The following is a 23,854-nucleotide window of genomic DNA, read 5'->3' on the forward strand; positions in this document are numbered from 1 at the left end:
AATCGCGCTTTCCATCTAACCGCGCAATTCCATGGAGCCTGCCTTGCCACGCATTCCTTGTTTGCTGATGATCTGCTTTTTGCTGCTCACCCTGGACGATCAGGCGCAACGGTCTGCAACAAACGAAACCCAGCGTTCCACGGCTAACGATGCCCGTGTCGAGATGTCACTCCGCGATGGATGGCGCTTCAAGTTCGGGCCGGAGTCGGCCACGGAGTTACAGACCGAACCGGACGCAACATGGACGACCGTCAGCGTGCCCCACACCTGGAACCGGGCAGGCTACTACAAGGATGCGCCGGCGTCCCATATCAACACCGCCCAGAACGTGGTGACGACGCAGGGAGTCGGCTGGTACAAGCTCGCCTTCACGCCGCCCGCGAACGTCTCTGGGATGGAAAGCTTTCTGCAATTTGACGCAGCAAGCCGCATCGCCACGGTGTGGTTGAACGGAACCTTACTCGGCACGCACCGTGGAGGATTCTCGCGCTTTCGCCTGGATAGCACGGCAGCCCTCAAGCCCGGCCGTGAGAACACGCTCACCGTGAAGGTGGACAACACGAAACCCGCGCTGGGGAGTTCGACTGCCGACGTATTGCCGCTGACAGGAGACTTCTTTGTATACGGCGGCTTGTATCGTCCGGTAAGCCTCATCTTCACCAAAAAGATGCACCTCGACCTGACGGACTACGGCTCCTCCGGGGTCTATGCGAAGACGACGTCCATCGCGTCTGCCGGGGCGCAGGTGCAGGTGCGCGCACGGGTGCGCAACGACAGTGAGCAGAGTGGCACGCTTATGCTCCGAACCATGCTCGTTGACGCGCAGGGGAAGATCGCGGGACAACAGGAGCAGACTGTCACCGTGGCACCAGCGAGCGTGGCAGAAGGCATTGCAAACGTGGCTGTGACGCATCCGCATCTCTGGCAGGGCGTGGACGATCCTTACCTGTACCGGCTGGTGGTGGAGCTCTCCAGCAAGTCCTCTCAACTGGTGGATCGCGTTTCTGTTCCCTTTGGCATTCGTCAGGTTCGGTTCGATCCGAATCAAGGACTGTTCCTCAATGGGAAGCACGTCGCGGTTCATGGAGTCGGCTACCACCAGGACCGTGAAGGAAAGGGGTGGGCATCGCAACCGGAGGATGTTGCCGCGGATGAAGCGATGATGCGTGAGATGGGTGTGACCGGCATCCGCTTGACCCACTACCAGCATGGCCAGCCAATTCATGATCTCGCGGACCGCGACGGTCTTGTGGTCTGGGACGAGATACCCCTGGTCAGCCAGTGGACGTTGGGCGACCACTCGGAACCTACCGCAGCGCTTCGTGAGAACGCCCGCCAGCAACTGCGGGAGCTGATCGCGCAGGACTTCAACCACCCTTCGGTGGTCACATGGTCCATCGGCAATGAGATCGATTTCGGCAACGGTATCCCGGGATTCGTCGGGAACAATGGTGGCGCCCTTCCAGACCCCCTGCCTCTGCTCAAGGAACTGAACCAACTCGCCCACGAGCTCGACCCTCTTCGACCCACGACGCTGGCCACCTGCTGTGAGCAGCATGCGCTCGCTCCAGGCGCCACCGTGCCCATCACCGGAGCCGTCACAGACCTTTCCGGCGCAAATCGCTACTTCGGCTGGTACTACGACAAACCGTCGGACTTAGGTCCTCATCTTGACTCCCTCCACCGCACGCGGCCGGCACAGCCCATGGCGGTCACGGAATATGGCGCCGGGGGAGCTATCTCACTGCACTCGGACAATGCGCTGGGTGGCGCGGAATCTCGCAACCGGCCCCAGGCGGAGGAATACGAATCCTACATTCACGAACAGAACTGGTCGACCCTGCAGAACAAACCGTACCTGTGGGGTACGTTTCTGTGGAATTCCTTCGACTTCGGAAGCACCACGCGCAGCGAAGGCAATGCCCAGGACATCAATACGAAAGGCATCGTGACCTTCGACCACAAGCATAGGAAGGACCCGTACTTCTTTTACAAAGCCAACTGGACGAATACGCCGACCGTACACATCAACTCCAGCCTCTATACCGAGCGGGCCTACCGTGTGGCCGATGTGCGTGTGTACAGCAACGCGTCGAAGACCTCGCTGAAGGTCAATGGAAAGCTCATTGGAGTCCTTGCAGACTGCCCGGAGCGCATCTGTGTCTGGAAGAACGTCGTGCTCGTGCCCGGTGCAAACAAGATCCTTGCCAGTGGGACCTTCGCCAAGGGAGAGGTAGAGGATCGGACCGAGTGGCATCTATCCGAAGCCGCCGCGAAGAACACCTTGATCGATTGCGGCGCACTGGTTGCAGGGGCGAGCGATGAAAAACACTTCGGATCGGATACGTTCTTCGAGGGCGGAACGGCAGGGAGTGTCTCGGGTCCCGGGGGGCGGGGCAGGGCTCCCGCTCCTGTATCCATTGCCCACACCAGCAGTCCGGAGGTGGCGGCGACCTATCGTGCCGGATCGTTCACGTATCGTGTGCCCGCCGGTGACGGGAAACATCCCGTCGTCTTAACGTTTGTGGAGCCATCGCTGCATCCCGGCGAGCGTATCTTCGACGTCTTCGCAAACGGCCAGAAGGTTGTAGCCGATCTGGACGTGGCAGCCGCCGCAGGAGGACCGCTGACCGCATATCAACGGCAGTTCGAAGTAAATGCCAGGGACGGTATGGTGATTCTTGAGTTCAGACCAACCAAAGGAGACGCGATCGTCTCCGCGATAGAGGTGCAATAATGTCGCCCACTGGTCTCCTCGTAATGCGCGTCGTCAAGCCTGGCTCCCCATTTCCACGCGGCTATCTGCGTCTCATTGATCCGTCAATCTCAAGGAGCGATTCCGCTCATCGAGTCCGATCTCTCGTATTCCTTCAGACTCGCTCCTTGAAAAGGAATTTCCTGGAGCTATTCCACAGTCCTCGATGAGTGCAAAATCGCCAATCCCTTCGCCGACCTACCGCCTGAGTCCGGTCAGCCGGCAGACTTCCGACCGCGTCATGCAGCATCGGCTGACGTGTACAACCCGACGCACTCGCAGGGCAGGTAAGGTCTCCCAACTCAGAACATGAGTCCTCGAAACCCCGGCCCTGCATCCCTCACGCCCATCTCACAACCCCCAGACGATACACTGACACCATCGGCCTTTAGGAGGGTTCTGTGATTCGTCTGCGTTTGCTCGTCTTGATTCTCTTCGCCTTGATCGGCACATCCACCCTCCTCCCGGCCCAGACCCCCGCAACAAGCACGAACGACGCCTACACCCTCTCCCCCGCCACCCAGCAGAAGGCCGAGCACTACTCCCACGCCCGCATCGCCCTCAGCTTCGTCGAGACCGGCTGGGGCATCCTCCAGCTCCTCGGCATCCTCACCCTCGGCATCGCCTTCCGCATGCGCAACGTCGCCGTCAACCTATCCAAAAGCAAGTGGACCCAGGGCGCCATCTTTCTCCTCGAGCTCTTTCTCCTCACCGGCCTCCTCAACCTGCCCCTCACCCTCTACCGCCACCACCTCGCCGTCGAGTACGGTCAGTCCGTCCAAAGCTGGGCAAGCTGGTTCGCCGACCAGGCCAAGAGCTCCATCCTCACCTACGGTATCGGCATGCTCATGATGATGGGCCTCGTCCTCCTCATCCGGAAGTTCCCCCGCCGCTGGTGGTTCGCCTACTGGGCAGCCGCCATGGTCTTCGTCCTCATCGGCGTCTTCATCACCCCCTACGTCATCGACCCCCTCTTCAACAAATTCGAGCCCCTCCAGACCTCCAACCCGGCCCTCGTAACCCAGCTGGAGAAGGTAGCCACCCGCGGCGGCATCGGCATCCCGCCCGAGCGCATGTTCCTCATGAACGCCTCCGCCAAGGTCACCGGCATGAACGCCTACGTCACCGGCTTCGGAGCCTCCAAGCGCGTCGTCGTCTGGGACACGACCATCGCCGGATCCACCCCCGACGAAATCTCCTTCATCTTCGGCCACGAGATGGGCCACTACCGCCTCAACCACATCCCCATCGGCCTGGCCTTCACCGCCGTCATGCTCCTCCTCGGCTTCTTCCTCATGTACGTCGTCGCCCAAGGTCTCCTCAAGCGCTACGGAGGCGTCTGGCGCGTCGGCTCCCAGCAGGACTGGGGCTTCATCGTCATCCTTCTCCTCGTCGTCTCCATAGGCAGCTTCCTCGCCGAACCCATCGGCAACGCCTTCAGCCGCTGGGAGGAGCACGCCGCCGACGTCTATGGCCTCGAAGCCATTCACGGCCTCGTCCCCGATCCCCAGGCCACCGGACAGAAGTCCTTTCAGGTCCTTGGCGAAACCTCCCTGGCCGAGCCCCACCCCAGCCCCTTCGTCGTCTTCTGGACCTACAGCCACCCCTCCATCCAGAGCCGGGCCCAGTTCGCCCGCGACTACAACCCCTGGGTAACCGGAACCCCGAAATATTTCAAGAAGTAGGAGCCGCCATGGACTGTCTGTTCTGCAAAATCGCCTCCGGCACCATCCCGGTCAAGCCCCTCTACGAAGATGAAACCGTCTTCGCCTTCGCCGACATTCATCCCCAGGCGCCGGTCCATGTCCTCGTCATCCCGAAGGTTCACGTCCAGTCCATGGCCCAGGCCGGGGACGAAGCCATGCTCGGTCACCTCATGGCCTCCGCCGCCAGGGTAGCCCGTGAGCAGGGTCTCGAAAACGGCTATCGCCTCGTCCTCAACACCGGCGACGATGGAGGCCAAACCGTCAACCACCTCCACGTCCACGTCCTCGGTGGCCGCCACATGACCTGGCCCCCCGGCTGATCCCACCGCAGATCTTCGCACGGACGTGCGTTGATCGAAGCAAGATCAGACCACTTTTCCGTGAACCGCATTTTCCATACATTTGGCCACAATATCCATGCATGAGCCCACGTCTTAGCGTCCAGAATCCTTCTGGTGAAACATGGGGATTTTCGCATCGCCCACCCGTAACCCCTTTAGAACACCAGGATACGAACAAATAAAAAGGTGCACCGAAAACGGTGCACCTTCATACCACTTTTGAGACCACAGGACAGACCAATCACCCAAACGGAAACGGCCCGCAAGGGCCGTTTCCAGTCGAATTACATGTTGAAGTTCGGCTCTTCTTCTTCCACAATCCCATACCGCCGCAGCAGGTTCGGGAGGTTCTGCGAGAAGGCCGAGCGCGGCATCACCGTATCGCAACCCGCCTCGACGGCCTTCGCCTTCAGGTCACCCTGCAGGTGCGAAAGGAACCCGATGATCGACGTCGACTTCTTCAGCTTGGCCTTCAGCTTCGGAATCAGCGTCAGCGGCTTGGCATTCGCATTGTTCAGGTCGAATACGATAAGTCCTGGCCGATCAGCCTCTTCCGAGGCCGTCAGAGCCGCGATCGCATCCTTGTCGTTCTTCATGAACGCCACCTTGACGCCCAACTTGCGGGCCGTCTCGGAGATCTTCGCCAGGAAGAAAAGATCCTCGATAAAGAAGATGATCTTGGTCGGAGCGTCTTCCGCAATCGGAATCGCGCGGCCCTGCGAGTAGTCGATCGGCTGCGAATCCGACACAAACGAAGGACGAGCATGTCCACGGCCCTGGTAGTTGCCGTTCTGGTGCGTCTCGATGGTCGAAGGAGGCGTATCGGCAAAGTTGCCGTTCACCGCCCGGTAGCTGTGGTCCATCGGACCGACGAAGCTCCGCCCGCCACCACCGCCGCCCGAACGCTGCTGCTTTCCACCATACGGACCCTTACGCTTGCTGCTGGCACCGGCGTTATTGCCAAACTGGTGCGTATCCGCAGAGCGGAAGCCGCCCTGGCCGCCTCCATTCTGGTTGTTCTGCGAAAAGCCGCCGCCCGAGCTCTGGTTGCCGGGGTTGTTCTCAAACCCGCCACCTCCACTGCCCGTCCGCTTACGGTCCCGGAACTTCTTCTTCCAACGCTTCGTGGATCCGCCTTCGCCGTTATTCTGCTGCTGCTGGCCGCCGCCATTGGCCTGAAAAGGCTGCTGCTGGCGCGGTGCCGATTCGGTTGCGGCCGATGCCTGGACGGAGCCAACACTCTGCTCTCCCCCTGCCTGCTCCCCGGAGTCGCCGCCCTCTGACTTCGACTTCCGCTTGCGGCGCCGGCGCCGGCTGGACTTCGATTGACCCATGCCATGCGTGTTGGATGTACCGGTAAAGAGCGAATCCTGTGAAGACACAGGAGGAGGTCCTCCCTGAACGCTCTGTTGCACGTCGGGGCTATTCTGATCTGAAGTCATGCTTCCACTTCCTGGAGCTTTAGTTGGGAGTAAACGTTTGCAGTCGTTCCGGACGCTTGAGGCGTCCCGCACGGAGACAAAGAGAGGGTAGGGGCGCAGGGGGACGTCATCATGCTGCCCGGCAGTGCGGGAGCGTGGTAGCCAAACCGGCGGTGCATCTTCGAAAGAAACGGTCTCAAGTTTTACTCAGACGGACGTTTTTGCTTCGGTTCGCTTCTTGTTCTGGACGGAGCTTGCACAGGTGGATCAATCCGCCGTGCTGCTCCAGTCGAAATCAGTCTTTCAATCGTTCGGTCGACCGGTTCGATCTTTCGTGCGATCTCTTTTTCTGATCTCTCTTGATTCCAGAGAAACTATACGAGATTCCACAGAAACTATACGAATTCCATGGACTGACACATCACCCGTTTAACACGTTGGAACACGAGGCGCTCTAGGAGCCATGCAGCCGAAGTAGCCGGACAGAAGAGACAGAAGAGAGTGCTTCATGGAATCTTCTGATTCGCTCGGACTTCTCAGGTCTTCGGGTAGCAGGTTCTGTCCAGGCTTGATAGGGCTGGACAGGCGCATCATGAACGGCACCCACAGCCGGTCTCACAAGGCAACTCACATGTTATCTCGAATTCTTGGTTCATGCAAGGGGAAAGTGTGCGCTGAGCGCATGAGAGCCGCCAGATCCGGCGGCTCGGTGCCTGGTAAAGCGAATGGCCTGTCACGGCCTCCTCAGAGTGCCTCTCGAGAGAGAGGCGATTCAGACTGGCAACAACACCATCTTTGGGTGAGGTTTATCCGGGCCTGCATCGTATTTGGCTTACCCGGAACGGTGATGACCGTTCGCTCGGTGAGCATTTACAGAGATATACAGAGCAATCGGCGTGCCAAACCAAATATCCCCATTTCTTCGGGTTTTCTTCTACAGGACCCACGCGGCTCATGAAAAATAGAAGGAATAGGATTTCAGCCTTCCAAAAATAGAAGACTGGCGGCCCGCTCCATGGCCTGCGAGAATGAAAGTATGCGATGCATGAGAGGGTTGACCGGAACTTTGGTGGGTTTAGGGCTGGCAGGCGTGCTGGCCGGATGTAAGCAGGCAAACCCGCCGGTGCCGTTGGAGCAATTGAACCCGCAGCAGTCACGCGGCCACGCGGTATTCGCCACGCACTGCGCTGCCTGCCACTACGACCGCAAGGACGAGGCGCTCCACGGGCCCGCCCTGGTCGGCCTCTACAAGAAGAAGTCTCTGCCCAGCGGGGCTCCTGCCAACGACGAACGGGTCAGCGCGACCGTCCTGCACGGCCGCAATCTCATGCCCGCCATGGGCAACACGATGGATCAACAGGATCTGGACGATCTGCTGGCGTATCTGCATACGCTCTAAGCGCAAGGACACGAGGAAAGACATGAGCGACGACGTAAAAGGCAAACTGCTCCCAGGCATCGCCGGAATCTGTATGTGGATGCTGGTGGTCGCCCTGGTTGGCGTCATGGGCGCTCTGAACGGGGTATACACCGGTCACGCGCGGTACGTGGTGCTCCCCGTCGCGACGATGATTGTTGTCGGTGTCTTCGGCCTTCTGCGCATGCGCCGCTGGGGTTGGGCGATGGTACTTGCCGGAACCCTCCTGATATCAGTCATGTACGGATACACGGCACGAACCACGGGAAACGCCGGACTCTGGGTGATGTCCCTGCTGAATCTCTGCTTTTTCCTGTATCTCAGCCGGACCGAGGTCCGCGAGAGGATGCGGATCTGATCGATACAAACGCCCCGGCATCTCGATCCGTGGAACCCGAAACGACCGGGCGCGATAGAATAGTCATCAGATGACGCCGCCCACCGCCGAGCTCGTTCAGATTGATCTTTCCCCGCGTAAGCCGGCCAAAAAGCCCGAGTGGCTGAAGGCCCGAGCGCCCATGGGCGAGACCTTCCATAATTTGAAGAAGCTGGCCCGCGAGCTCAACCTGCACACCGTCTGCGAGAGCGCGCAGTGCCCGAATATCGGCGAATGCTGGAACCACAAGACCGCCACCTTCATGATGCTCGGCAACCTGTGTACCCGGCGCTGTGGCTTCTGCGCGGTGCCCAAGGGCAAGCCTTCTCCGATCGACCACGATGAGCCGAAGCGTGTGGCCTTCGCCGTGGCGCAGTTGGGCATTATGCACGCCGTCATCACCAGCGTGAATCGCGACGACGACAACATGGGTGCGGCAACGGCCTTCGTCAACGTCATCCAGGAGATCCGCCTGCAGGCTCCGGGCTGCCAGGTCGAGGTGCTGACGCCGGACTTCCAGGGCGTCGATGCGGCGCTGCGATTGGTGGTCGAGGCGCGTCCGGAGATTCTGAACCACAACATCGAAACCGTGCCGCGCCTGTATCGCGTAGCCAAAAGCGGTGGACGTTACGAAAGATCGCTGGCATTTCTTGCAAACGCGAAAACGATCGCGGCAGAGAAGGGCAACACCATCGTCACCAAGACGGGAATCATCGTCGGCATGGGCGAAGAGATGCACGAACTGCTGCAGGTATTTCGCGATCTTGCGGATCGTAAGGTCGATATCCTCACGGTCGGCCAGTACCTGCGGCCATCACGCGATCACCTGCCAATGACGCGTTATTACACGCCGGACGAGTTCGCCTTCCTGAAGCATGAGGCGATGGCGATGGGCTTCAGGCACGTGGAATCTGGACCCCTTGTGCGGTCGAGCTACCATGCGCATGAACAGGCTCAGTCGACGGGACTGAAGTAACTCCTCCGTTCCTATTTTGGGAAGATCTTGGTTACTAAAGTCGAGGGATTTCTGATGAATCCTTATAAAGTATCGTGACTTCTTTGTTGAATCCAAGTACAACGTTGCTTCTGTGGTGATTTCGCTGCGCGCGTGTGCCGCTCGCTCTTGCGGAACACGTCGTTTGCGATGGATCGAGAGACGCCGAAGATGGCGCAAGGACAGGAGAGTGCGCTTGAGGGTCAGGCTTGCATTTAGTCATACCAGGGATGAGTTGTTTCTTGTGACGGTAGGAATTGCGAAGGGCCAAAACGCGAGCTCCGAAATCGACTTTAGAATCAATACCTACGGACATGAGGATGAGTTTCTCGGACTGGTCATGCAGTCGAGTCTCGAGAAGCAGGCGATGTTTCAGACGGTGCAGGGAGTATTGTTGACGATCAACCGGCCTACCTCTCCGCAGCGTTGGGTGGAGTTGGACCTGAATGACAGACAACTTGCCGAGTTGCAGTTGGAGAGGGCGTCGACGCCCTCTCTAGCGACGATCACGGAGATCTCGGGGAGCGAGTTGTACGACCTCTTCATGCAGGCCCCGACCCCTCTGCTGATCCTGATGGGCCCCGACCACCACTACCGGTTCGTCAATCCGCTGTATCTGGAACTGATGGGGCGGACCAAGGCCAATGTGCTGGGCAAGTCCGTGCGGGAGGTCTATCCGGAGATGAAAGGGCAGCCCTTCTTCGGTCTGCTCGATAGAGTCTATCGAACCGGCACTCCGTTCGTTGGGAAGGAGCTGCCCTGCCGCTATGTCCATGAGCAGACCCAGGAATGGGACGTGCGGCACTTCGACTTTATCTACCAACCGATTCGCAACGCGGCGGGTGTGGTGGAAGGCGTCATGGTGCAGGCGACCGACGTCACGCAGGCGGTGCTGGCGCGGCAGGTGAGCGAGGACAGGGAGAAGCAGTTGTTCCGGCAGTGGACGGAGCTTGAGGCGATCTACCGCACGGCTCCGATTGGGCTTGCGTTGATCGACGCCCGAGACTTCCGCTTTCTGCGTTTCAATCAACGATCGGCGGATATGTTGGGCTGCGCGGTCGAAGACATACTCGGGAAGTGCTGCCTTGAGGCCGTTCCGGATGTTCCAGGACTCCGCGAGGTGCTGGAACGAGCAGCCGCCGGGGAGCATGTGCTCGATGTGGAGATCGAGGGGGAGTTGCTGTCGTCTCCGGGCGTCCATCGCTCCTGGAATCTGAATGCGACGCCTGTCTTCGACGCCAACGGCGCGGTGTCTGCGATTACCACGCTGGCGACCGAGACGACCAGTTCGAAGATGGCGGAAGCGAGGCTCGTCGAGGGGGAGAAGGAGGCGGTGGCCGGGGTGCTCGTGGAGACGATCGTCGGCCAGATCGCCGATCCGCTCGATACGCTGCGCGGGCTTCTTGGAGTGGTGCGGGATGAGATCAGGCGCCCGGAGGCACACGCCGCGCTTGAGGTTGCCGAGGAAGAGCTACGGAAGATCTGCGGTGTGCTCGCTGGGATCCAGAGGCGGTATGGACTCCCTGTCGAAAGTCCGGATCTGGCCGATACCTGCCGGCCCTAGCACGGGCTTCCGCTCCGGCGGGGAAGGCGGCGGAGCGGTAAGATGAAGTCGACGCATGTGATCGACGTGTGCGAAGGGAATCTTGCAATGATGGATACAGCTTCTTCGCTGCGCCTGAGCGAGCTGGCGCCGCGTGTTCTGCAGTCGGAGATTCGCGCGATGAGTGTTGCGTGCGACGCGATGGGTGGTGTGAACCTGGCGCAGGGCGTCTGCGATACGGAGGTGCCGGCGGTGGTCGCCGAAGGCGCGCACAAGGCCATCCGCGACGGTCTCAACATCTATACGCGGCTCGAAGGAATTCTGCGTTTGCGCCAGGCGATTGCCGCTCAGGTGGCACGCACGCATGGCATCGAGGTCGACCCGGAGCGCGAGGTGCTGATCACCAGCGGAGCCACGGGCGCATTCCAGGCCGCATGCCATGCGCTGCTCAATCCTGGCGATGAGGTTGTGGTCTTTGAGCCGTTCTACGGCTATCACCTGGGCATGTTCAAGGGCATGCGGATCGTTCCGGTGCCGGTTGCGCTCAGGTACGGAACCTGGGAGCTGGATCTCGAGGCGGTGCGCGCTGCGATCACGCCCAGGACCCGCGCCGTGGTCGTGAATACCCCGTGCAATCCCTCCGGCAAGGTATTTACGCGCACGGAGCTGGAGGCGATTGGAGCCATCGCCGACGAGTTCGACCTCTTCCTCTTCACCGATGAGATCTACGAGCACTTCGTCTATGGCAATGCGAAACATGTCAGCCCAATGGAACTGCCCGGCCTGCGCGAGCGGACGATCCTGATGTCGGGCTTCTCGAAGACGTTTTCGGTGACGGGCTGGCGCATCGGCTACCTGATCGCCGATGCGAAGTGGGTCGGCTCCATTGGCTATTTCCACGACCTGACCTATGTGTGTGCCCCCGCGCCCTTCCAGCATGGAGTGGCCGACGGCGTGGAGCAGTTGCCACCCTCGTATTACACCGGGCTGGCGCGGGATCACCAGGAGAAGAGGACAATGCTGGTCGATGCGCTGCGCGATGCCGGCATGACGCCGCATGTGCCGGATGGCGCGTATTACATCCTTGCGGATGCATCGTCGATTGAAGGCGCGAACGCCGCGGCCAAAGCTCGCACGCTGCTCAAGGAGACGGGCGTGGGTTCGGTGGCGGGTTCGGCGTTCTTCCGTCCCGGCGGTGGGGAAGATCTGCTGCGGTTCTGCTTTGCGAAGAAAGACGCTGACCTGGTGGATGCGTGCCGGCGCCTGCGCGGGAGGACACGCTAGTGGCGGTTCCGTCGGAGGTCGCGCGGGTAGAAGCTGCGCTGAAGAACAAGGGAGCGCGTGAGCTCGAATGGGCGCGATGGTACTGCGCGATGCGCCAGAGCGTGCCCTCGGCGAGGCCGCCGGACGTGAAGTACTGGAGGGCGATGGCGGAGCGTGTGGAAGAGGTGCTCGCCCCTCCGCCGCCTCCGAAGGTCTATCCCACGAAGAAGAAAAAGGCGGACCGAGGTCTTGGCGGGGTCATTCCGGAGAGCAAGTGAAGGCCGCGGTCTGGTAACCTTTCCAGCGAATGAAATCGATTGCTTCATCGGTTGGGAGTTTCCATGCGGATTCGCTTGCTTGTCGTCGTGATGTTCGTTCTGGGTGCGTTTTCAGCGGGGTTTGCGCAGAAGCGCTGGACGCCCGAGCAGGCCAACGCCTGGTATGCGAAACAGCCCTGGCTGGTGGGCGCGAACTTCATTCCGTCCGATGCGATCAACCAACTGGAGATGTTCCAGGCCGCGACCTTCAACCCTGCGATCAACGACCGTGAGCTCGGGTTGGCCGAGGCGATTGGCATGAACACCATGCGTGTGTTCCTGCAGGACCAGCTCTGGGAGCAGGATCCGGAAGGCTTCAAGAAGCGCCTCGATACGTTTCTTGGCATCGCCGCGAAGCACCACATCCGGCCCCTTCTGGTGCTCTTCGACTCCTGCTGGGAGACCGACCCGAAGCTTGGTCCGCAGCACCCTCCCATTCCCGGCGTGCATAACTCGGGCTGGGTGCAGAGCCCCGGCACGAAGGGCCTCGTCGACAAGTCCTACGAGCCGAAGCTGAAGGCGTATGTGACAGGCGTCGTGGGGGCGTTTGCCAACGACGACCGGATCCTCGGCTGGGACGTCTGGAACGAGCCCGACAATGGCAACGATAAGCGGTTCGATGAGGCTCCACACAAGGCTGATCTCGTTGCCGGACTTCTTCCCAAGGTGTTTGCATGGGTGCGTTCGGCGCATCCGGTGCAGCCTTTGACCAGCGGCGTGTGGACGGGGGACGACTGGGCGAATGCTTCGAAGTGGAGTGCGGTGGCGAAGATTCAGCTTACAGAGTCCGACATCATCAGTTTCCATAACTACGGCTGGCCGGAAGACTTTGAGGCGCGCATCCAGTCGTTGCAGCCGCTTGGGCGTCCGATTCTCTGCACGGAGTACATGGCGCGCGGCGCGGGCAGTACCTTCGACGGAAGCCTTCCGGTTGCGAAGAAATACCACGTTGGAGCCATCAACTGGGGCCTGGTCGCCGGCAAGACGCAGACGTATCTGCCCTGGGATTCGTGGCAGAAGCCCTATGTGTTGAGCCAGCCGACGGTGTGGTTCCACGAGGTATTTCGCCACGACGGCACGCCCTACCGGCAGGCTGAGGTCGATCTCATCCGCCGTCTGACGGGGCGCGGCACACCGTCCTCGCACCCCGGTGCCGAATAAAATCTGGCGCGTTGCACTGCGGATCGGGTATCTTGTTGTGGACTCAAGAATACGTTTTCTCGAAACAGCACTTCTTTGTGCCGCACACCGAAAGATGAGGATGCTCTGCATGCACCGTTTCCGTGGGATTCTCCGTTCTACCCTTGCCGCCTCGCTGGTTCTTGCGCCCATCGGCGCACTCGCGCAGGCTACGCTCACAATCGACACACAGCATGTGAAGGCCAAGGTCAGCCCAAAGCTCTATGGCCTGATGACCGAAGAGATCAACTACTCGTATGAGGGCGGTCTCTACGGCGATCTCATCAATATCCGCACCTTTCACGGCAGCTGGGGCGATAGCCACTGGCTGCTTCGTCCCATGGGTGACGCCGAGATCCATGATGAGCTGATGAAGACCGGCGGCCCCAGCGCGGCGCTGCCGGAGTGCATGCAGTTGACGGTGACGAAGGCGTCGGACAAGGATCTGGCCGGCATCTCGAACCGCGGCTTCTGGGGCATCCCGGTCCGGCCGAGCACGACCTACAAGGGATCGTTCTGGGCCAAGGCGGACTCTTCCGCGGTGGGCCCGGTGCATGTGCGCCTGACCAACAACGACACTGGCAAGGGGCCTGAAGCAGTCACGGCTCCCCTGACGACCGAGTGGAAGCAGTACGACTTTACCCTGACCACGAGTGCCGATCATCCGGCGAACGTCGAGAACGAGCTTCTGCTTGCGGTCGCTCACCCGGGTAAGGTCTGGATCGATCTGGTAAGCCTCTTCCCGCCGACCTACAAGAACCGCGAACGCGGCAGCCGTGCGGACCTGATGGAGAAGCTCGCGGCCATGCAGCCGCGCTTTCTGCGCTTCCCCGGCGGCAACTATCTGGAAGGCGACTACATCAACGAGCGCTTCGATTGGAAGAAGACGATCGGCCCTGTTGTCGATCGTCCCGGACATCGCAGCCCGTGGAACTACTGGTCGACGGACCAGTTCGGTCTGCCTGAGTTCTTGAACTGGTGCGAAGACCTGAAGATGCAGCCTCTGCTTGCCGTGTTCGCCGGCTACGCGTTGAAGCATGACTACATCAAGCCGGGCAAGGACCTCGAACCGTATGTGCAGGATGCGCTCGATGAGATCGAGTACATCACCGGAAGCACAAGCACGAAGTGGGGCGCGGAGCGTGCGAAGAATGGGCATCCGGAGCCTTATCCTTTGAGCTACGTCGAGATTGGCAATGAGGATTGGTTCGACAAGTCGGGCAGCTACGACGGCCGCTACGCGCAGTTCTATAAGGCCATCAAGGCCAAGTATCCGGAGCTGCAGTTGATCGCGACCACGCCAGTCAACGGGATGAAGCCGGATATGATTGACGACCACTATTACAAGAAGGCGCAGGAGTTCTACGAGATGGACGACCACTACGACACGATGGACCGGAATGGTCCGGCAATCTTCGTGGGGGAGTGGGCGACGCGCGAGGGTGGTCCTACCCCGAACTTCGGTTCGGCGCTTGGCGATGCGGCCTTCATGACGTCGATGGAGCGCAACAGCGACCTGATCAAGATGGCGTCGTATGCGCCTCTGCTGGTGAACGTGAATCCGAACGGCATGCAGTGGGAGAGCGATCTGATCGGCTATGACGCGATGACCAGCTATGGTTCGCCCAGCTATTACGCGCAGGTGATGTTCAACAAGTATCTCGGCGACGAAATCCTGACGGGCAAGAGCGAGGGCGCGGGAAGCCGCTTCTTCTACTCGGCGACGCGTACGGCGGCCACGGGCACGATTCATCTGAAGCTGGTGAACGGAAGCTCGACGCCGAAGACGATGACCATTGCGCTCGATGGTGCGACGAAGGTCGCTCCAACGGCGAAGCTGGTGACGCTGAGCGCGAAGACGCTGGGCGCAACCAATACGATCACCACGCCGACGAAGATCGTGCCTGTCGACGGCACGTTCAAGAAGGCTTCGGGCAAATTCACGTACACGATTCCCGGATACTCGATTCAGATCCTGGAGCTTGAGACGAAATAATAGGCGCCGTTTTTTCATGAGGATGGAGTTTGCCGTCCAAGCGGCGGATGCATGGAACAAATGCATCCGTCGCGGCAGCAGACTCTATCCTCTTTGTGCTTCCATGCTGGAATGCAGACGTTTTCAGCACGAATCGCCACGGCGCAGCCGACTGCGGAAGACATCGCCGGCAGACGCTGGATCTATGTGCCGTACGATCGCTTCACGGACCGGACGGGACCGCTCGCCGAACAGGGGGCGCAGGCCACGGGCATCGTCATCGTGGAATCGACCGCGAAGGCCATGCGCCGCCCGTATCACAGGAAGAAGCTCGTGGTGCTTATCGCCAACATGCGCCACTTCGCGCTGGAGCAGGCTGCGCGGGGTGTCGCCGTCCTGTATCACTTCTCGCCGAAGAGCCATGGTCAGGGGCTTCTGGAGCTGCAACGCGCACGCGGTCTTCCGGAACTGGTCTGCATGACGCCCGCCGAGCGGGAGCTTCGGCTCGATCTTGCGACCGCCATCGAGCATGGCCTCAACATGCGATTCGTGGCGGATACGACCTGGCTCTCGACGCTCGATGACTTTATGGCCGTGTATGGTCCGTACCGGCATGGCCGAAGTTACGTGATGGATCGCTTCTATCGCGCGATGCGGCAGAAGACCGGAATCCTCATGCACAACGCCAAGCCGGTGGGCGGACAGTTTTCCTTCGACGCGGAGAACCGCCTGCCCTACAAGGGACAGGTGCCTGTGCCGATCGCGCCGGGATTCGCGCCGGACGAGATTACGCGCGAGGTCATCGCGATGGTCGACACGGTGTACGCCGACCACTTCGGCACCACGGAAAGCTTCGACCTGCCCTGCACGCAGGCCGACTGCGACCGCATGTGGCAGTTCGCGCTCACGCGTCTGTTGCCTCATTTCGGGCCGTTCGAGGATGCGATGCGCGACGATGAGCCCCAGCTCTTTCACTCCAAGACCTCGGCGCTCGTCAATCTTGGACGTCTCCTGCCCGCCGCCTTGATCGGGGATGTGGCCACAGCCGCCGGGTCCGGTTCGATTCCCATGGCCAGTGCCGAGGGATTCATCCGCCAGCTTCTCGGATGGCGCGAGTTCATGCGGCATGTGCATCAGCAGACCGATGGATACCGCCTGCTCGTTGACCATGTCCCGCAGGAACGCCCAGGTCCTGCGCAGGAAGCCTCATCCTCCGCCTACCCAGATGAAGAAGCCTACCGGGGTGCGCGGCCATCGGCTCTCGGCGCGTCGTTGCCGCTTCCGGCTGCCTACTGGGGTGTCGCGTCGGGTCTGCGCTGTGTCGATACGACGGTGGCGCAGGTCATCGCGGAGGGGTGGTCGCACCACATTCCACGGCTCATGGTCCTCTCGAACCTGGCCACGCTGTGCGGCTTTTCTCCTCGCGAGCTGACGGACTGGTTCTGGTTCGCGTACGTGGACGCCTTCGACTGGGTCGTTGAGCCGAATGTGCTGGGCATGTCGACTTACGCGGATGGCGGCCTCACGGCCACCAAGCCGTACGTCTCGGGTGCTGCCTACATCAACCGGATGTCGAACCTGTGTGGCCGCTGCCAGTTCGATCCAAAGAAGTCCACGGGCCCCGGATCATGCCCGTTTACTGCACTCTACTGGACCTTCCTTGAGCGTCATGAGCCTGTGCTGGGCGGCATGTTCCGGATGCAGATGCCGTACCAGACCCTGCGGCGCAAGAGCGAGGCTGAGCGGACCGGTCTCCGCCAGCGTGCCGCCGAGGCCATCGAGCATCTCCAATCGTTCCCGCGTCCGGAGTACAAACGGGGCTAGTCTTGGGCGGCGGCGACCCCTGCGAGGTGTCGAGACGCCGCATTTCCTCTAAGATAGGAGACGGCGTTTTTGAGGAGAGACACATGGCATCGGCAATGGCGAGTATTCCGGCTTTGAAGGACCTGCAAGTGCAGGTGAAGACACGGATGGACAAGACGATCGAGGATTTTCGCGCGAATTTGCTGTCTACGCGCACCGGTCGCGCGAGCGTCCACATGCTGGACCAGATCAAGATCGACTATTACGGCACGGACACGCAGATCTCGCAGGTAGCGCAGGTGACGACGCCCGAGGCGCAACTGATCGTGGTGCAGCCGTGGGAGATCTCGCTGGTTGGCGCGATTGAGAAGGCGATTCGTACGAGCGGTCAGGGCTTCAACCCCATGCACGATGGGCGCATTATCCGCGTGCCGATTCCGCCGATGACGGAGGAGCGGCGCAAGGAGGCGGTCAAGCATCTGGCGGGCGTTCTGGAAGGGCACAAGACGTCGATGCGCAATATTCGCCGTGACGGCAACGAGGCGGTGAAGAAGGCGGCCAAGGACAAGCTGATCTCGGCGGACGATGAAAAGCGCGCGAATGAAGAGATTCAGCAGCTTACCGACGCGCAGATCAAGGTGCTCGAGGAGATGTTCAAGGCCAAGGAAAAAGATGTGATGACGGTCTGATTCCGTGTCGGTTTCGCTTGCATCGCGCCCTGTGGTCTGGGGCGCGATTTGCTTTTGGTCTGACCTCTTGGGTTAGGTGGGCCTAAAAATTGGTATGAAAAGAGGAGAATGATGCGCTGTCTGTAATCATGGTGATCGAAAGGAGTTACGGGTGGACGATGCGAAAACCCCAATGTTTCACCAGAAGGGTTTTGGACGCTAAAACGTGGGTACATGCATGGATTTTGTGGCCAAATGGATGGAAATGCCGTTCAGCGGAAAGTGGTATGTTTTTGCTTCGATAACCGCGCAGTATTCCCAGGCGGAAATACTGTAGAAGCGCAAGAAACTCATCCACGGTCAGTCTCGCATTCGAATGAGGGAACGAAGCGTCCCCTTGCGAGTTCTTTGTGCTGCGGGATCGTAAGGTGACAGCGCATTCCTGGCTTGCTTAAAACGAGGTGGCTACCTCGCTGACCTTGGCGCTCCCATCCGGCACGCATGAAGGCCTTGGCAGCTTCTTCTCCGGAGATGTTGGTGAGCGTTCCCATGCATCAAGGCTCATCCCACTTGCACAATTCTTGCGACAGTTATCTTTGTGGGAAACAGGGCCTGTCTGTGGGGATTAAACGGCTACTCAGACCGCTGAACGATCCGATGGCAACTCTCCAATCGCCTTTTGATCTTCGGCCCACATCCAAGCTTCAATTGCATCTTTGATGTTTGCCATGGCCTCTTCCTCGGTGCGGCCCTGAGATACGCAACCGGGCAAGGCAGGGCATTCGACTACGATCCAGCCATCTTCATCGGTTTCCATGGTGACGTGGAGTGTCATAGGTATTGATAAACTGCTAACGACCTCAATCCTATTCACTTTAAATGACGCCTCAAGAACGAAAACTCGTATCCAGTTTGGTCATTAGTCCTCCCTCAGGGAAGAGTCGAATTTCCAAGGAAGAATTCTTACGCCATTTTCCTGCGTCGGTTCAGAACGGCAAAATGGCGATGGCCGTGCTTGAAGCAGCTTATGAAACCAAGAATGCCGAGGATTTGGAGTATGCGCTGATCATTGGTTTGTCTTCGGTTTTGGCCCTGAGCACGAAGATATCCTCTGTCATCTCGTAGAAGCAGATTGGCACTTCAGGCACGAGGATGTGGTAAGCGCGTTGGACGATTTGCGAAGCCCTTCGGCGGTGACGGCGCTTTCTCGTGCGACGCAATGGATACCGGAGTATCTGGATTTTGATGAGTACAGGGCCTTGGCCGTCAAGGCAATCTGGGCGCTTGGCAAACTTCCCGGAGAGGACGTCGAGAGCAAGCTGCAAGCGCTTGCGCTTTCGGACAATCCCATCCTGAAGAAAAATGCTCTCAATCGACTGGAAAGACGGGCCGCAAATCTAAATCACTAAAAAGTGCATACTGCCTAGGGTTTAGACTCGGAAGAAATTCTTCGTTCTGTCGTGAGGAGTCTCCCATGCTGAAGGCTGGTGTTGCTGCTTTGCTGGTTATTTCGGGTGCCGCGTTGTTCGGGCAGGATGTGGCTGCGTTTGAGAAGCAGGAGATGCCTGGGCTGGTGACGATGTACAAGGGCCTGCATGCGCATCCGGAGCTCTCGCACTTTGAAGCGAATACCTCTGCGATGGTGTCGGCGGAGCTGAAGAAGGCTGGCTACACCGTTACGGATCACGTGGGAGTTTATCCGGATGGGTCGAAGGCGTATGGGGTTGTGGGGATCTTGAAGAACGGGGCGGGGCCGACGTTGCTGGTGCGGGGGGATATGGACGCACTGCCGGTGATCGAGGAGACGGGCGTTCCCTATGCGAGCCATGTGATGACCAAGAACAAGAGCGGCCAGGAGGTCGGGGTGATGCATGCGTGCGGGCATGATGTGCATACGACCGTGCTGGTGGGGACGGCGCGGGCTCTGGCGGCGAACAAGGGGCTTTGGCATGGCACGCTGATGATTGTTGGGCAGCCCTCGGAAGAGACCATCGATGGGGCGAAGGCTATGATTGCGGACCACCTGTATGAACGGTTCGGGAAGCCGGATATGGTGATTGGGCTGCACGATTCGGCCGAGCATGCCGCGGGAACCGTGGCGATGCGGAGCGGGGCGGCGATGGCGAGTTCGACTTCGATCGATGTGACGATCAAGGGGATTGGCGGGCATGGGGCGAGGCCGAACCAAGGGCGCGATCCGGTGGTGCTGGCGGCGGAGTTCATCATGCAGTTGCAGACGATTGTGAGCAGGGAGGAGAATCCGCTGGACCCGTCGGTTGTGACGGTGGGGGATATCCACGGCGGAACGAAGCGGAATATCATTCCGAACGAGGTGAAGCTGGAGCTGACGACGCGGTCGCTGTCGGATGCTGGGCGGAAGGTGATTCTCGATGGGATTCGGTCGATGGCGGCGGGGATTGCGGTATCTGCGGCGTTGCCGAAGGGGCTGGAGCCGGTGGTGACGGTGCTGGAGGATGAGTCGGCTCCGCTGCAGTACAACGATCCGGCGCTTGCGGAGAGGGTGCATGCGGCGCTGGTGAAGGCTCTGGGTGCGGAGAAGGTGGAGCCGGAGCCGGTGGCGATGGGCTCGGAGGATGTGGGTGTTTTTGGGCTGGATGGGAAGATTCCGGTGATGTATTACCGGCTGGGATCGGCGAATCCGGCGAAGCTGGCAGCGGCGAAGGCGGCGGGGAAAGAGCTGCCGGGATGGCATACGAGCCGGTTCGAGCCGGATCCGGAGCCTACTCTGGAGACGGGCGTGAAGAGCCTTACGGCGGTTTCCATCGCTTTACTGCAATAAAAGCGCCCAACGCGGGCGGCGGGCGTTCACACGCCTTTTTACCGCTTCGCGTGGCCCTTCCGTTGGTCGGGAACAGAGTTCCGTGCCGACCAACGGAAGGCCCGCACGAGATCATTGCGGCAAGACCGGTATACGCGTCACGAAGTGACCGCCGCCCGCGCAGGGCGCCCGTCCGGCAGGACAATGTGGTAAGGTTCGTCGCATGCGGATTCGTCTTTTTGCCTTTGTTTTGATGATTGCGAGTGGGGTGGTCGCGCAAACGACCAAGCCGGTGGCGGCAACTCCTCCGATGGGATGGAATAGCTGGGATGCGTACGGGCTGACCATTACCGAGGAGCAGTTTCGGGCCAATGTGAAGGTGCTGGCGACGGCACTGAAGCCCTACGGGTGGAACTACGCGGTGATCGACGAGGGGTGGTTCATGGTGAACCCCACGGACAGCCCGAAGCCTTCGACGTCGGGGATGCTGATCGATGCGTATGGCCGGTATATTCCGGCGGTGACGCGATTTCCTTCGGCGGTGGGAGATCGTGGGTTCGAGCAGATTGGGCGGGATGTGCATGCGGCGGGGCTGAAGTTTGGCATTCATATTGTGCGGGGGATTCCGCGGATGGCGGTGATCGCCAATACGCCGGTTGAGGGAAGCGCGTTTCATGCGGTGGATGTCGCGGACCAGGAGGATGCCTGTCCGTGGGACCCTACGAACTGGGGCGTCAAGGACAATGCGGCGGGGCAGGCGTATTACGACTCGCTGCTGCGGCAGTTTGCAGGGTGGGGGGTGGATCTGCTGAAGGTGGATTGTATTTCGGACCATCCGTACAAGGTGGATGAGATCCGGATGATTCGACGGGCGATCGAGAAGGCGGGCAGGCCGGTGGTGTTGAGTCTGTCGCCGGGGCCGACGAATTTGAGTCATGCTGCGGAGGTGGGGGAGCTGGCGCAGATGTGGCGGATCTCGGATGACATCTGGGATGTGTGGAAGGCGGAGACGGGGTTTCCGCAAAGCGTGACGAGCCAGTTTGCGCGGGTGGCGGCGTGGGAGAAGTATGCGAAGCCGGGGAACTGGCCGGATGCGGATATGCTTCCGCTGGGTGAGCTGCGGCCGCAGCCGGGGTGGGGGAAGGCTCGGACGTCGCGGCTGACGGAGGATGAATCGAAGACGCAGATTACGCTTTGGGCGATGGCTCGGTCGCCGCTGATTCTGGGGGCGAATCTGACGATGCTGGATGGGTTTACGACGACGTTGTTGGTGAATCGGGATCTGATCCGGATCGACCAGGCTTCGATGGGAAGCCGGGAGGTTTCGCATGAAGGCGATTTGATTGCGTGGACGGCGGATCTGCCGGGGCGGGAGAAGGCGCTGGCGTTGTTCAATGTGGGGGATACGCCGATGACGATGGATGTGGAGTTTGCGAAGTATGGGCTGGGGAAGGGGAAGTACAGGGTACGGAATGTCTGGGACGGGACCGCGGCGGGGCGGACGGGGGAGGTGAAAGGTGTGGTGGTGCCGGCGCATGGATGCGTGGTGTGGATGCTGCGGGCGGGGGCTGGGGAGGATCTGCTGGGGGATTGAGCGGTGGAGAAAGCGAGGCGTACCTCGATCGACACGATGAAAGGAGGATCAGCACAGGCAACGGCAGAAGCAAATCTCCTTCGGGGATGACAACCAAGGGGGCAACGGCAAGGGCTCCTTGCGGGTTTGGAAAGTCATGCGTAGGTTGCGCGGGGGCGGGCTTCGCCTTACCATCGCCTTTGGGGGCGCTTTACGACGATGAGCAAGGATGCGGATCGGCTGGTTTCCGGCAAGCGCGGGGAGGAAGACGCGGCGTTTGAGCTGAAGCTGCGACCGACGCGGCTGGCGGAGTTCATTGGGCAGGAGAAGGCGAAGGAGCAGTTGGCGATTGCGCTGGAGGCAGCGAAGAGCCGTGGGGAGGCTTTGGACCATGTGCTGCTGTTTGGGCCTCCGGGGCTGGGGAAGACGACGCTGGCGACGATTATTGCGAATGAGCTTGGGGTGGGGTACCAGCAGACGAGTGGGCCTGCGTTGCAGATTCAGGGGGATCTGACGGCGATTCTGACGAACCTGCGGGAGAAGCAGGTGTTGTTTCTAGACGAGATTCACCGGTTGCAGGCAGTGTTGGAAGAGAAGCTGTATACGGCGCTCGAGGACTATACGCTGGACATCATGATCGGGACCGGGCCGAGCGCGCGGACGCATGTGATGGAGATCAAGCCGTTTACGTTTGTGGCGGCGACGACGCGGCCGGGGTTGTTGAGTTCGCCGCTGCGGTCTCGGTTTGGGATTTTGCTGCGGTTGGAGTTCTACACCGAAGATGAGCTGCGGTTTGTGGTGGAGCGGTCGGCGGAGGTGATGGGGGTGCCGATCGACCATGATGGAGCGGCGGAGATTGCGATGCGGTCGCGGGGGACTCCGCGTATTGCGAACCGGCTGCTGCGGCGGGTGCGGGACTATGCGCAGGTGCGGGCGAATGGGGAGATTACGCGTCCGGTGGCGATGGCGGCGCTGGAGATGCTCGAGGTGGATGCGCATGGGTTCGATCAGTTGGACCGGCGGCTGCTGATGACGATCATCGAGAAGTACGATGGGGGGCCGGTGGGGCTGAATACTTTGGCGGCCGCGTTGGCTGAGGAGCAGGATGCGCTGGAAGAGGTGTATGAGCCGTTTTTGATCCAGATTGGGTTTCTGGATCGTACGCCGAGAGGTAGGGTGGCTACGCGGCTGGCGTATGAGCACTTTGGGATTGAGATGCCTGGGCCGCGTGGGTTGTTTTAAGGGGGCGGATGTCTGAATCGGAAGAAGAGTTTGTGAAGGTTGTGATCGATCTCCCGGACGCTGAGGATGGGGTTGGCGGCGAAGGAGTGTGGTCGGTGAAGGTGGGGGAGGATCGATATGAGATCCGCAATTCGCCATGGCACACACTTGAAATCAACTTCATGGATGTGGTGAGGGCTATCGCTTCCGCCGAGAACAAGAATCCCGTGGTGCAGGAGGTCGTCCGCCGCGGTGGGCACCGGGCGATTCAGATCGTCTTTTGCGACGAAGGGATGGAGAAGAAGGATGTGGTCTTCGCACGGGTGGAGGAGCTTGGCGCGAGCTGCGAGAATGCGGACGGAAAGCTCTATGCGATCGATCTTCCTCCTCTGGTGGACTTCGATAGCGTTGCGGATTATCTCGAAGAGTGTCAGGGGATGGGCTGGCTGGAGCAGCGGTATGCGGCGCAGCCTCAAGCTATGGGAACGGAAGACTTGGTTAACTAGGACATTGTGATGCTCTG

General features: G+C 60.2%; 22 protein-coding genes. 19 read left to right on the forward strand and 3 right to left on the reverse strand.

Annotation, left to right across the window (positions count from 1 at the left end; all coding sequences use genetic code 11):
- The first annotated feature begins 43 nt into the window (after window positions 1–43).
- The 3 genes from BM400_RS05475 to BM400_RS05485 all read left to right on the forward strand — a co-directional run bounded on the left by BM400_RS05475 (window position 44) and on the right by BM400_RS05485 (window position 4,781).
- Window positions 44–2,737 carry a glycoside hydrolase family 2 TIM barrel-domain containing protein gene (locus tag BM400_RS05475; protein ID WP_245781696.1) on the forward strand — a complete coding sequence of 898 codons (2,694 nt, stop codon included), beginning with the start codon at window positions 44–46 and terminating at the stop codon, window positions 2,735–2,737.
- A gap of 419 nt (window positions 2,738–3,156) precedes the next feature.
- On the forward strand, window positions 3,157–4,440 hold the full coding sequence (locus tag BM400_RS05480) for a M48 family metallopeptidase (RefSeq protein ID WP_245781697.1): 1,284 nt from the start codon (window positions 3,157–3,159) through the stop codon (window positions 4,438–4,440).
- Between the two features lie 8 nt (window positions 4,441–4,448).
- Entirely contained in the window at window positions 4,449–4,781 is a 333-nt protein-coding gene (locus BM400_RS05485) for a histidine triad nucleotide-binding protein (protein ID WP_089837366.1), read from the forward strand.
- Window positions 4,782–5,086: 305 nt separating this feature from the next.
- On the opposite strand, the gene BM400_RS05490 is transcribed toward BM400_RS05485, so the two are convergent.
- Window positions 5,087–6,244, reverse strand: a complete 1,158-nt coding sequence (locus tag BM400_RS05490; protein ID WP_089837368.1) for a response regulator — start codon at window positions 6,242–6,244, stop codon at window positions 5,087–5,089.
- A gap of 1,015 nt (window positions 6,245–7,259) precedes the next feature.
- On the opposite strand from BM400_RS05490, the gene BM400_RS05495 reads away from it, so the two are divergent.
- The 10 genes from BM400_RS05495 (at window position 7,260) to frr (ending at window position 17,779) form a co-directional block, all read left to right on the forward strand.
- A complete protein-coding gene (locus BM400_RS05495; RefSeq protein ID WP_245781698.1) occupies window positions 7,260–7,622 on the forward strand; it encodes a c-type cytochrome in 363 nt (120 codons plus the stop codon).
- A 22-nt stretch (window positions 7,623–7,644) separates the two neighbouring features.
- Window positions 7,645–7,998, forward strand: coding sequence for a hypothetical protein (locus BM400_RS05500; protein ID WP_089837372.1), 354 nt, complete (start codon window positions 7,645–7,647; stop codon window positions 7,996–7,998).
- 70 nt (window positions 7,999–8,068) lie between these two features.
- Window positions 8,069–8,992: a lipoyl synthase gene (lipA, locus tag BM400_RS05505; protein ID WP_089837374.1), complete on the forward strand. Its 924-nt coding sequence runs from the start codon at window positions 8,069–8,071 to the stop codon at window positions 8,990–8,992.
- 262 nt (window positions 8,993–9,254) lie between these two features.
- Window positions 9,255–10,574, forward strand: coding sequence for a PAS domain-containing protein (locus tag BM400_RS05510; RefSeq protein WP_141223815.1), 1,320 nt, complete (start codon window positions 9,255–9,257; stop codon window positions 10,572–10,574).
- Window positions 10,575–10,616: 42 nt separating this feature from the next.
- Complete coding sequence (locus BM400_RS05515; RefSeq protein ID WP_245781699.1) at window positions 10,617–11,837, forward strand: aminotransferase class I/II-fold pyridoxal phosphate-dependent enzyme; 1,221 nt, start codon at window positions 10,617–10,619, stop codon at window positions 11,835–11,837.
- Complete coding sequence (locus tag BM400_RS05520; RefSeq protein WP_089837378.1) at window positions 11,837–12,094, forward strand: hypothetical protein; 258 nt, start codon at window positions 11,837–11,839, stop codon at window positions 12,092–12,094. Before BM400_RS05515 ends, BM400_RS05520 begins: the two co-directional genes overlap by 1 nt.
- A gap of 63 nt (window positions 12,095–12,157) precedes the next feature.
- Window positions 12,158–13,294, forward strand: coding sequence for a cellulase family glycosylhydrolase (locus BM400_RS05525; protein ID WP_089837380.1), 1,137 nt, complete (start codon window positions 12,158–12,160; stop codon window positions 13,292–13,294).
- A 109-nt stretch (window positions 13,295–13,403) separates the two neighbouring features.
- Window positions 13,404–15,308 carry an alpha-L-arabinofuranosidase C-terminal domain-containing protein gene (locus BM400_RS05530; RefSeq protein WP_089841526.1) on the forward strand — a complete coding sequence of 635 codons (1,905 nt, stop codon included), beginning with the start codon at window positions 13,404–13,406 and terminating at the stop codon, window positions 15,306–15,308.
- Between the two features lie 111 nt (window positions 15,309–15,419).
- Window positions 15,420–17,111 (forward strand): cryptochrome/photolyase family protein, encoded by a 1,692-nt coding sequence (locus BM400_RS05535; protein WP_089837383.1) that lies wholly within the window; start codon window positions 15,420–15,422, stop codon window positions 17,109–17,111.
- Between the two features lie 83 nt (window positions 17,112–17,194).
- Entirely contained in the window at window positions 17,195–17,779 is a 585-nt protein-coding gene (frr, locus tag BM400_RS05540; protein ID WP_089837385.1) for a ribosome recycling factor, read from the forward strand.
- Window positions 17,780–18,108: 329 nt separating this feature from the next.
- Here the strand turns inward: frr and BM400_RS22900 are convergent, their stop codons facing one another.
- Together BM400_RS22900 and BM400_RS05550 are read right to left on the reverse strand one after the other, a co-directional pair.
- Window positions 18,109–18,309: a type II toxin-antitoxin system HicA family toxin gene (locus BM400_RS22900; RefSeq protein WP_217644080.1), complete on the reverse strand. Its 201-nt coding sequence runs from the start codon at window positions 18,307–18,309 to the stop codon at window positions 18,109–18,111.
- Between the two features lie 86 nt (window positions 18,310–18,395).
- The gene (locus tag BM400_RS05550) at window positions 18,396–18,575 is read right to left on the reverse strand and encodes a type II toxin-antitoxin system HicB family antitoxin (protein ID WP_245781700.1); all 180 of its coding nucleotides are present in this window, start codon (window positions 18,573–18,575) and stop codon (window positions 18,396–18,398) included.
- Between the two features lie 62 nt (window positions 18,576–18,637).
- On the opposite strand from BM400_RS05550, the gene BM400_RS21585 reads away from it, so the two are divergent.
- The 6 genes from BM400_RS21585 to BM400_RS05575 all read left to right on the forward strand — a co-directional run bounded on the left by BM400_RS21585 (window position 18,638) and on the right by BM400_RS05575 (window position 23,837).
- Window positions 18,638–18,883, forward strand: a complete 246-nt coding sequence (locus BM400_RS21585) for a hypothetical protein (protein ID WP_141223816.1) — start codon at window positions 18,638–18,640, stop codon at window positions 18,881–18,883.
- Between the two features lie 41 nt (window positions 18,884–18,924).
- Window positions 18,925–19,167 carry a hypothetical protein gene (locus BM400_RS05555; RefSeq protein ID WP_089837390.1) on the forward strand — a complete coding sequence of 81 codons (243 nt, stop codon included), beginning with the start codon at window positions 18,925–18,927 and terminating at the stop codon, window positions 19,165–19,167.
- Window positions 19,168–19,232: 65 nt separating this feature from the next.
- Window positions 19,233–20,558, forward strand: coding sequence for an amidohydrolase (locus BM400_RS05560; RefSeq protein WP_089837392.1), 1,326 nt, complete (start codon window positions 19,233–19,235; stop codon window positions 20,556–20,558).
- Window positions 20,559–20,760: 202 nt separating this feature from the next.
- Complete coding sequence (locus BM400_RS05565; RefSeq protein ID WP_089837395.1) at window positions 20,761–22,131, forward strand: alpha-galactosidase; 1,371 nt, start codon at window positions 20,761–20,763, stop codon at window positions 22,129–22,131.
- 198 nt (window positions 22,132–22,329) lie between these two features.
- A complete protein-coding gene (gene ruvB / locus BM400_RS05570) occupies window positions 22,330–23,352 on the forward strand; it encodes a Holliday junction branch migration DNA helicase RuvB (protein ID WP_089837397.1) in 1,023 nt (340 codons plus the stop codon).
- A gap of 8 nt (window positions 23,353–23,360) precedes the next feature.
- A complete protein-coding gene (locus BM400_RS05575) occupies window positions 23,361–23,837 on the forward strand; it encodes a DUF4265 domain-containing protein (RefSeq protein WP_089837399.1) in 477 nt (158 codons plus the stop codon).
- Window positions 23,838–23,854 lie beyond the last annotated feature (17 nt).

The sequence above is a fragment of the Granulicella pectinivorans genome, from assembly GCF_900114625.1.
In the GTDB taxonomy this organism is placed as follows: domain Bacteria; phylum Acidobacteriota; class Terriglobia; order Terriglobales; family Acidobacteriaceae; genus Edaphobacter; species Edaphobacter pectinivorans.

What these genes read in the sequence shown, in the direction of transcription:
- lipA (WP_089837374.1), top strand. Translation starts at nt 8,069, where the DNA reads ATGACGCCGCCCACCGCCGAGCTCGTTCAGATTGATCTTTCCCCGCGT.
- BM400_RS05495 (WP_245781698.1), top strand. Translation starts at nt 7,260, where the DNA reads ATGCGATGCATGAGAGGGTTGACCGGAACTTTGGTGGGTTTAGGGCTG.
- BM400_RS05530 (WP_089841526.1), top strand. Translation starts at nt 13,404, where the DNA reads ATGCACCGTTTCCGTGGGATTCTCCGTTCTACCCTTGCCGCCTCGCTG.
- BM400_RS22900 (WP_217644080.1), bottom strand. Translation starts at nt 18,309, where the DNA reads ATGGGAACGCTCACCAACATCTCCGGAGAAGAAGCTGCCAAGGCCTTC.
- BM400_RS05550 (WP_245781700.1), bottom strand. Translation starts at nt 18,575, where the DNA reads ATGGAAACCGATGAAGATGGCTGGATCGTAGTCGAATGCCCTGCCTTG.
- BM400_RS05525 (WP_089837380.1), top strand. Translation starts at nt 12,158, where the DNA reads ATGCGGATTCGCTTGCTTGTCGTCGTGATGTTCGTTCTGGGTGCGTTT.
- BM400_RS05515 (WP_245781699.1), top strand. Translation starts at nt 10,617, where the DNA reads ATGAAGTCGACGCATGTGATCGACGTGTGCGAAGGGAATCTTGCAATG.
- BM400_RS05490 (WP_089837368.1), bottom strand. Translation starts at nt 6,244, where the DNA reads ATGACTTCAGATCAGAATAGCCCCGACGTGCAACAGAGCGTTCAGGGA.
- BM400_RS05565 (WP_089837395.1), top strand. Translation starts at nt 20,761, where the DNA reads ATGCGGATTCGTCTTTTTGCCTTTGTTTTGATGATTGCGAGTGGGGTG.
- frr (WP_089837385.1), top strand. Translation starts at nt 17,195, where the DNA reads ATGGCATCGGCAATGGCGAGTATTCCGGCTTTGAAGGACCTGCAAGTG.
- BM400_RS05560 (WP_089837392.1), top strand. Translation starts at nt 19,233, where the DNA reads ATGCTGAAGGCTGGTGTTGCTGCTTTGCTGGTTATTTCGGGTGCCGCG.
- BM400_RS05535 (WP_089837383.1), top strand. Translation starts at nt 15,420, where the DNA reads ATGCAGACGTTTTCAGCACGAATCGCCACGGCGCAGCCGACTGCGGAA.
- BM400_RS21585 (WP_141223816.1), top strand. Translation starts at nt 18,638, where the DNA reads ATGACGCCTCAAGAACGAAAACTCGTATCCAGTTTGGTCATTAGTCCT.
- BM400_RS05500 (WP_089837372.1), top strand. Translation starts at nt 7,645, where the DNA reads ATGAGCGACGACGTAAAAGGCAAACTGCTCCCAGGCATCGCCGGAATC.
- BM400_RS05485 (WP_089837366.1), top strand. Translation starts at nt 4,449, where the DNA reads ATGGACTGTCTGTTCTGCAAAATCGCCTCCGGCACCATCCCGGTCAAG.
- ruvB (WP_089837397.1), top strand. Translation starts at nt 22,330, where the DNA reads ATGAGCAAGGATGCGGATCGGCTGGTTTCCGGCAAGCGCGGGGAGGAA.
- BM400_RS05575 (WP_089837399.1), top strand. Translation starts at nt 23,361, where the DNA reads ATGTCTGAATCGGAAGAAGAGTTTGTGAAGGTTGTGATCGATCTCCCG.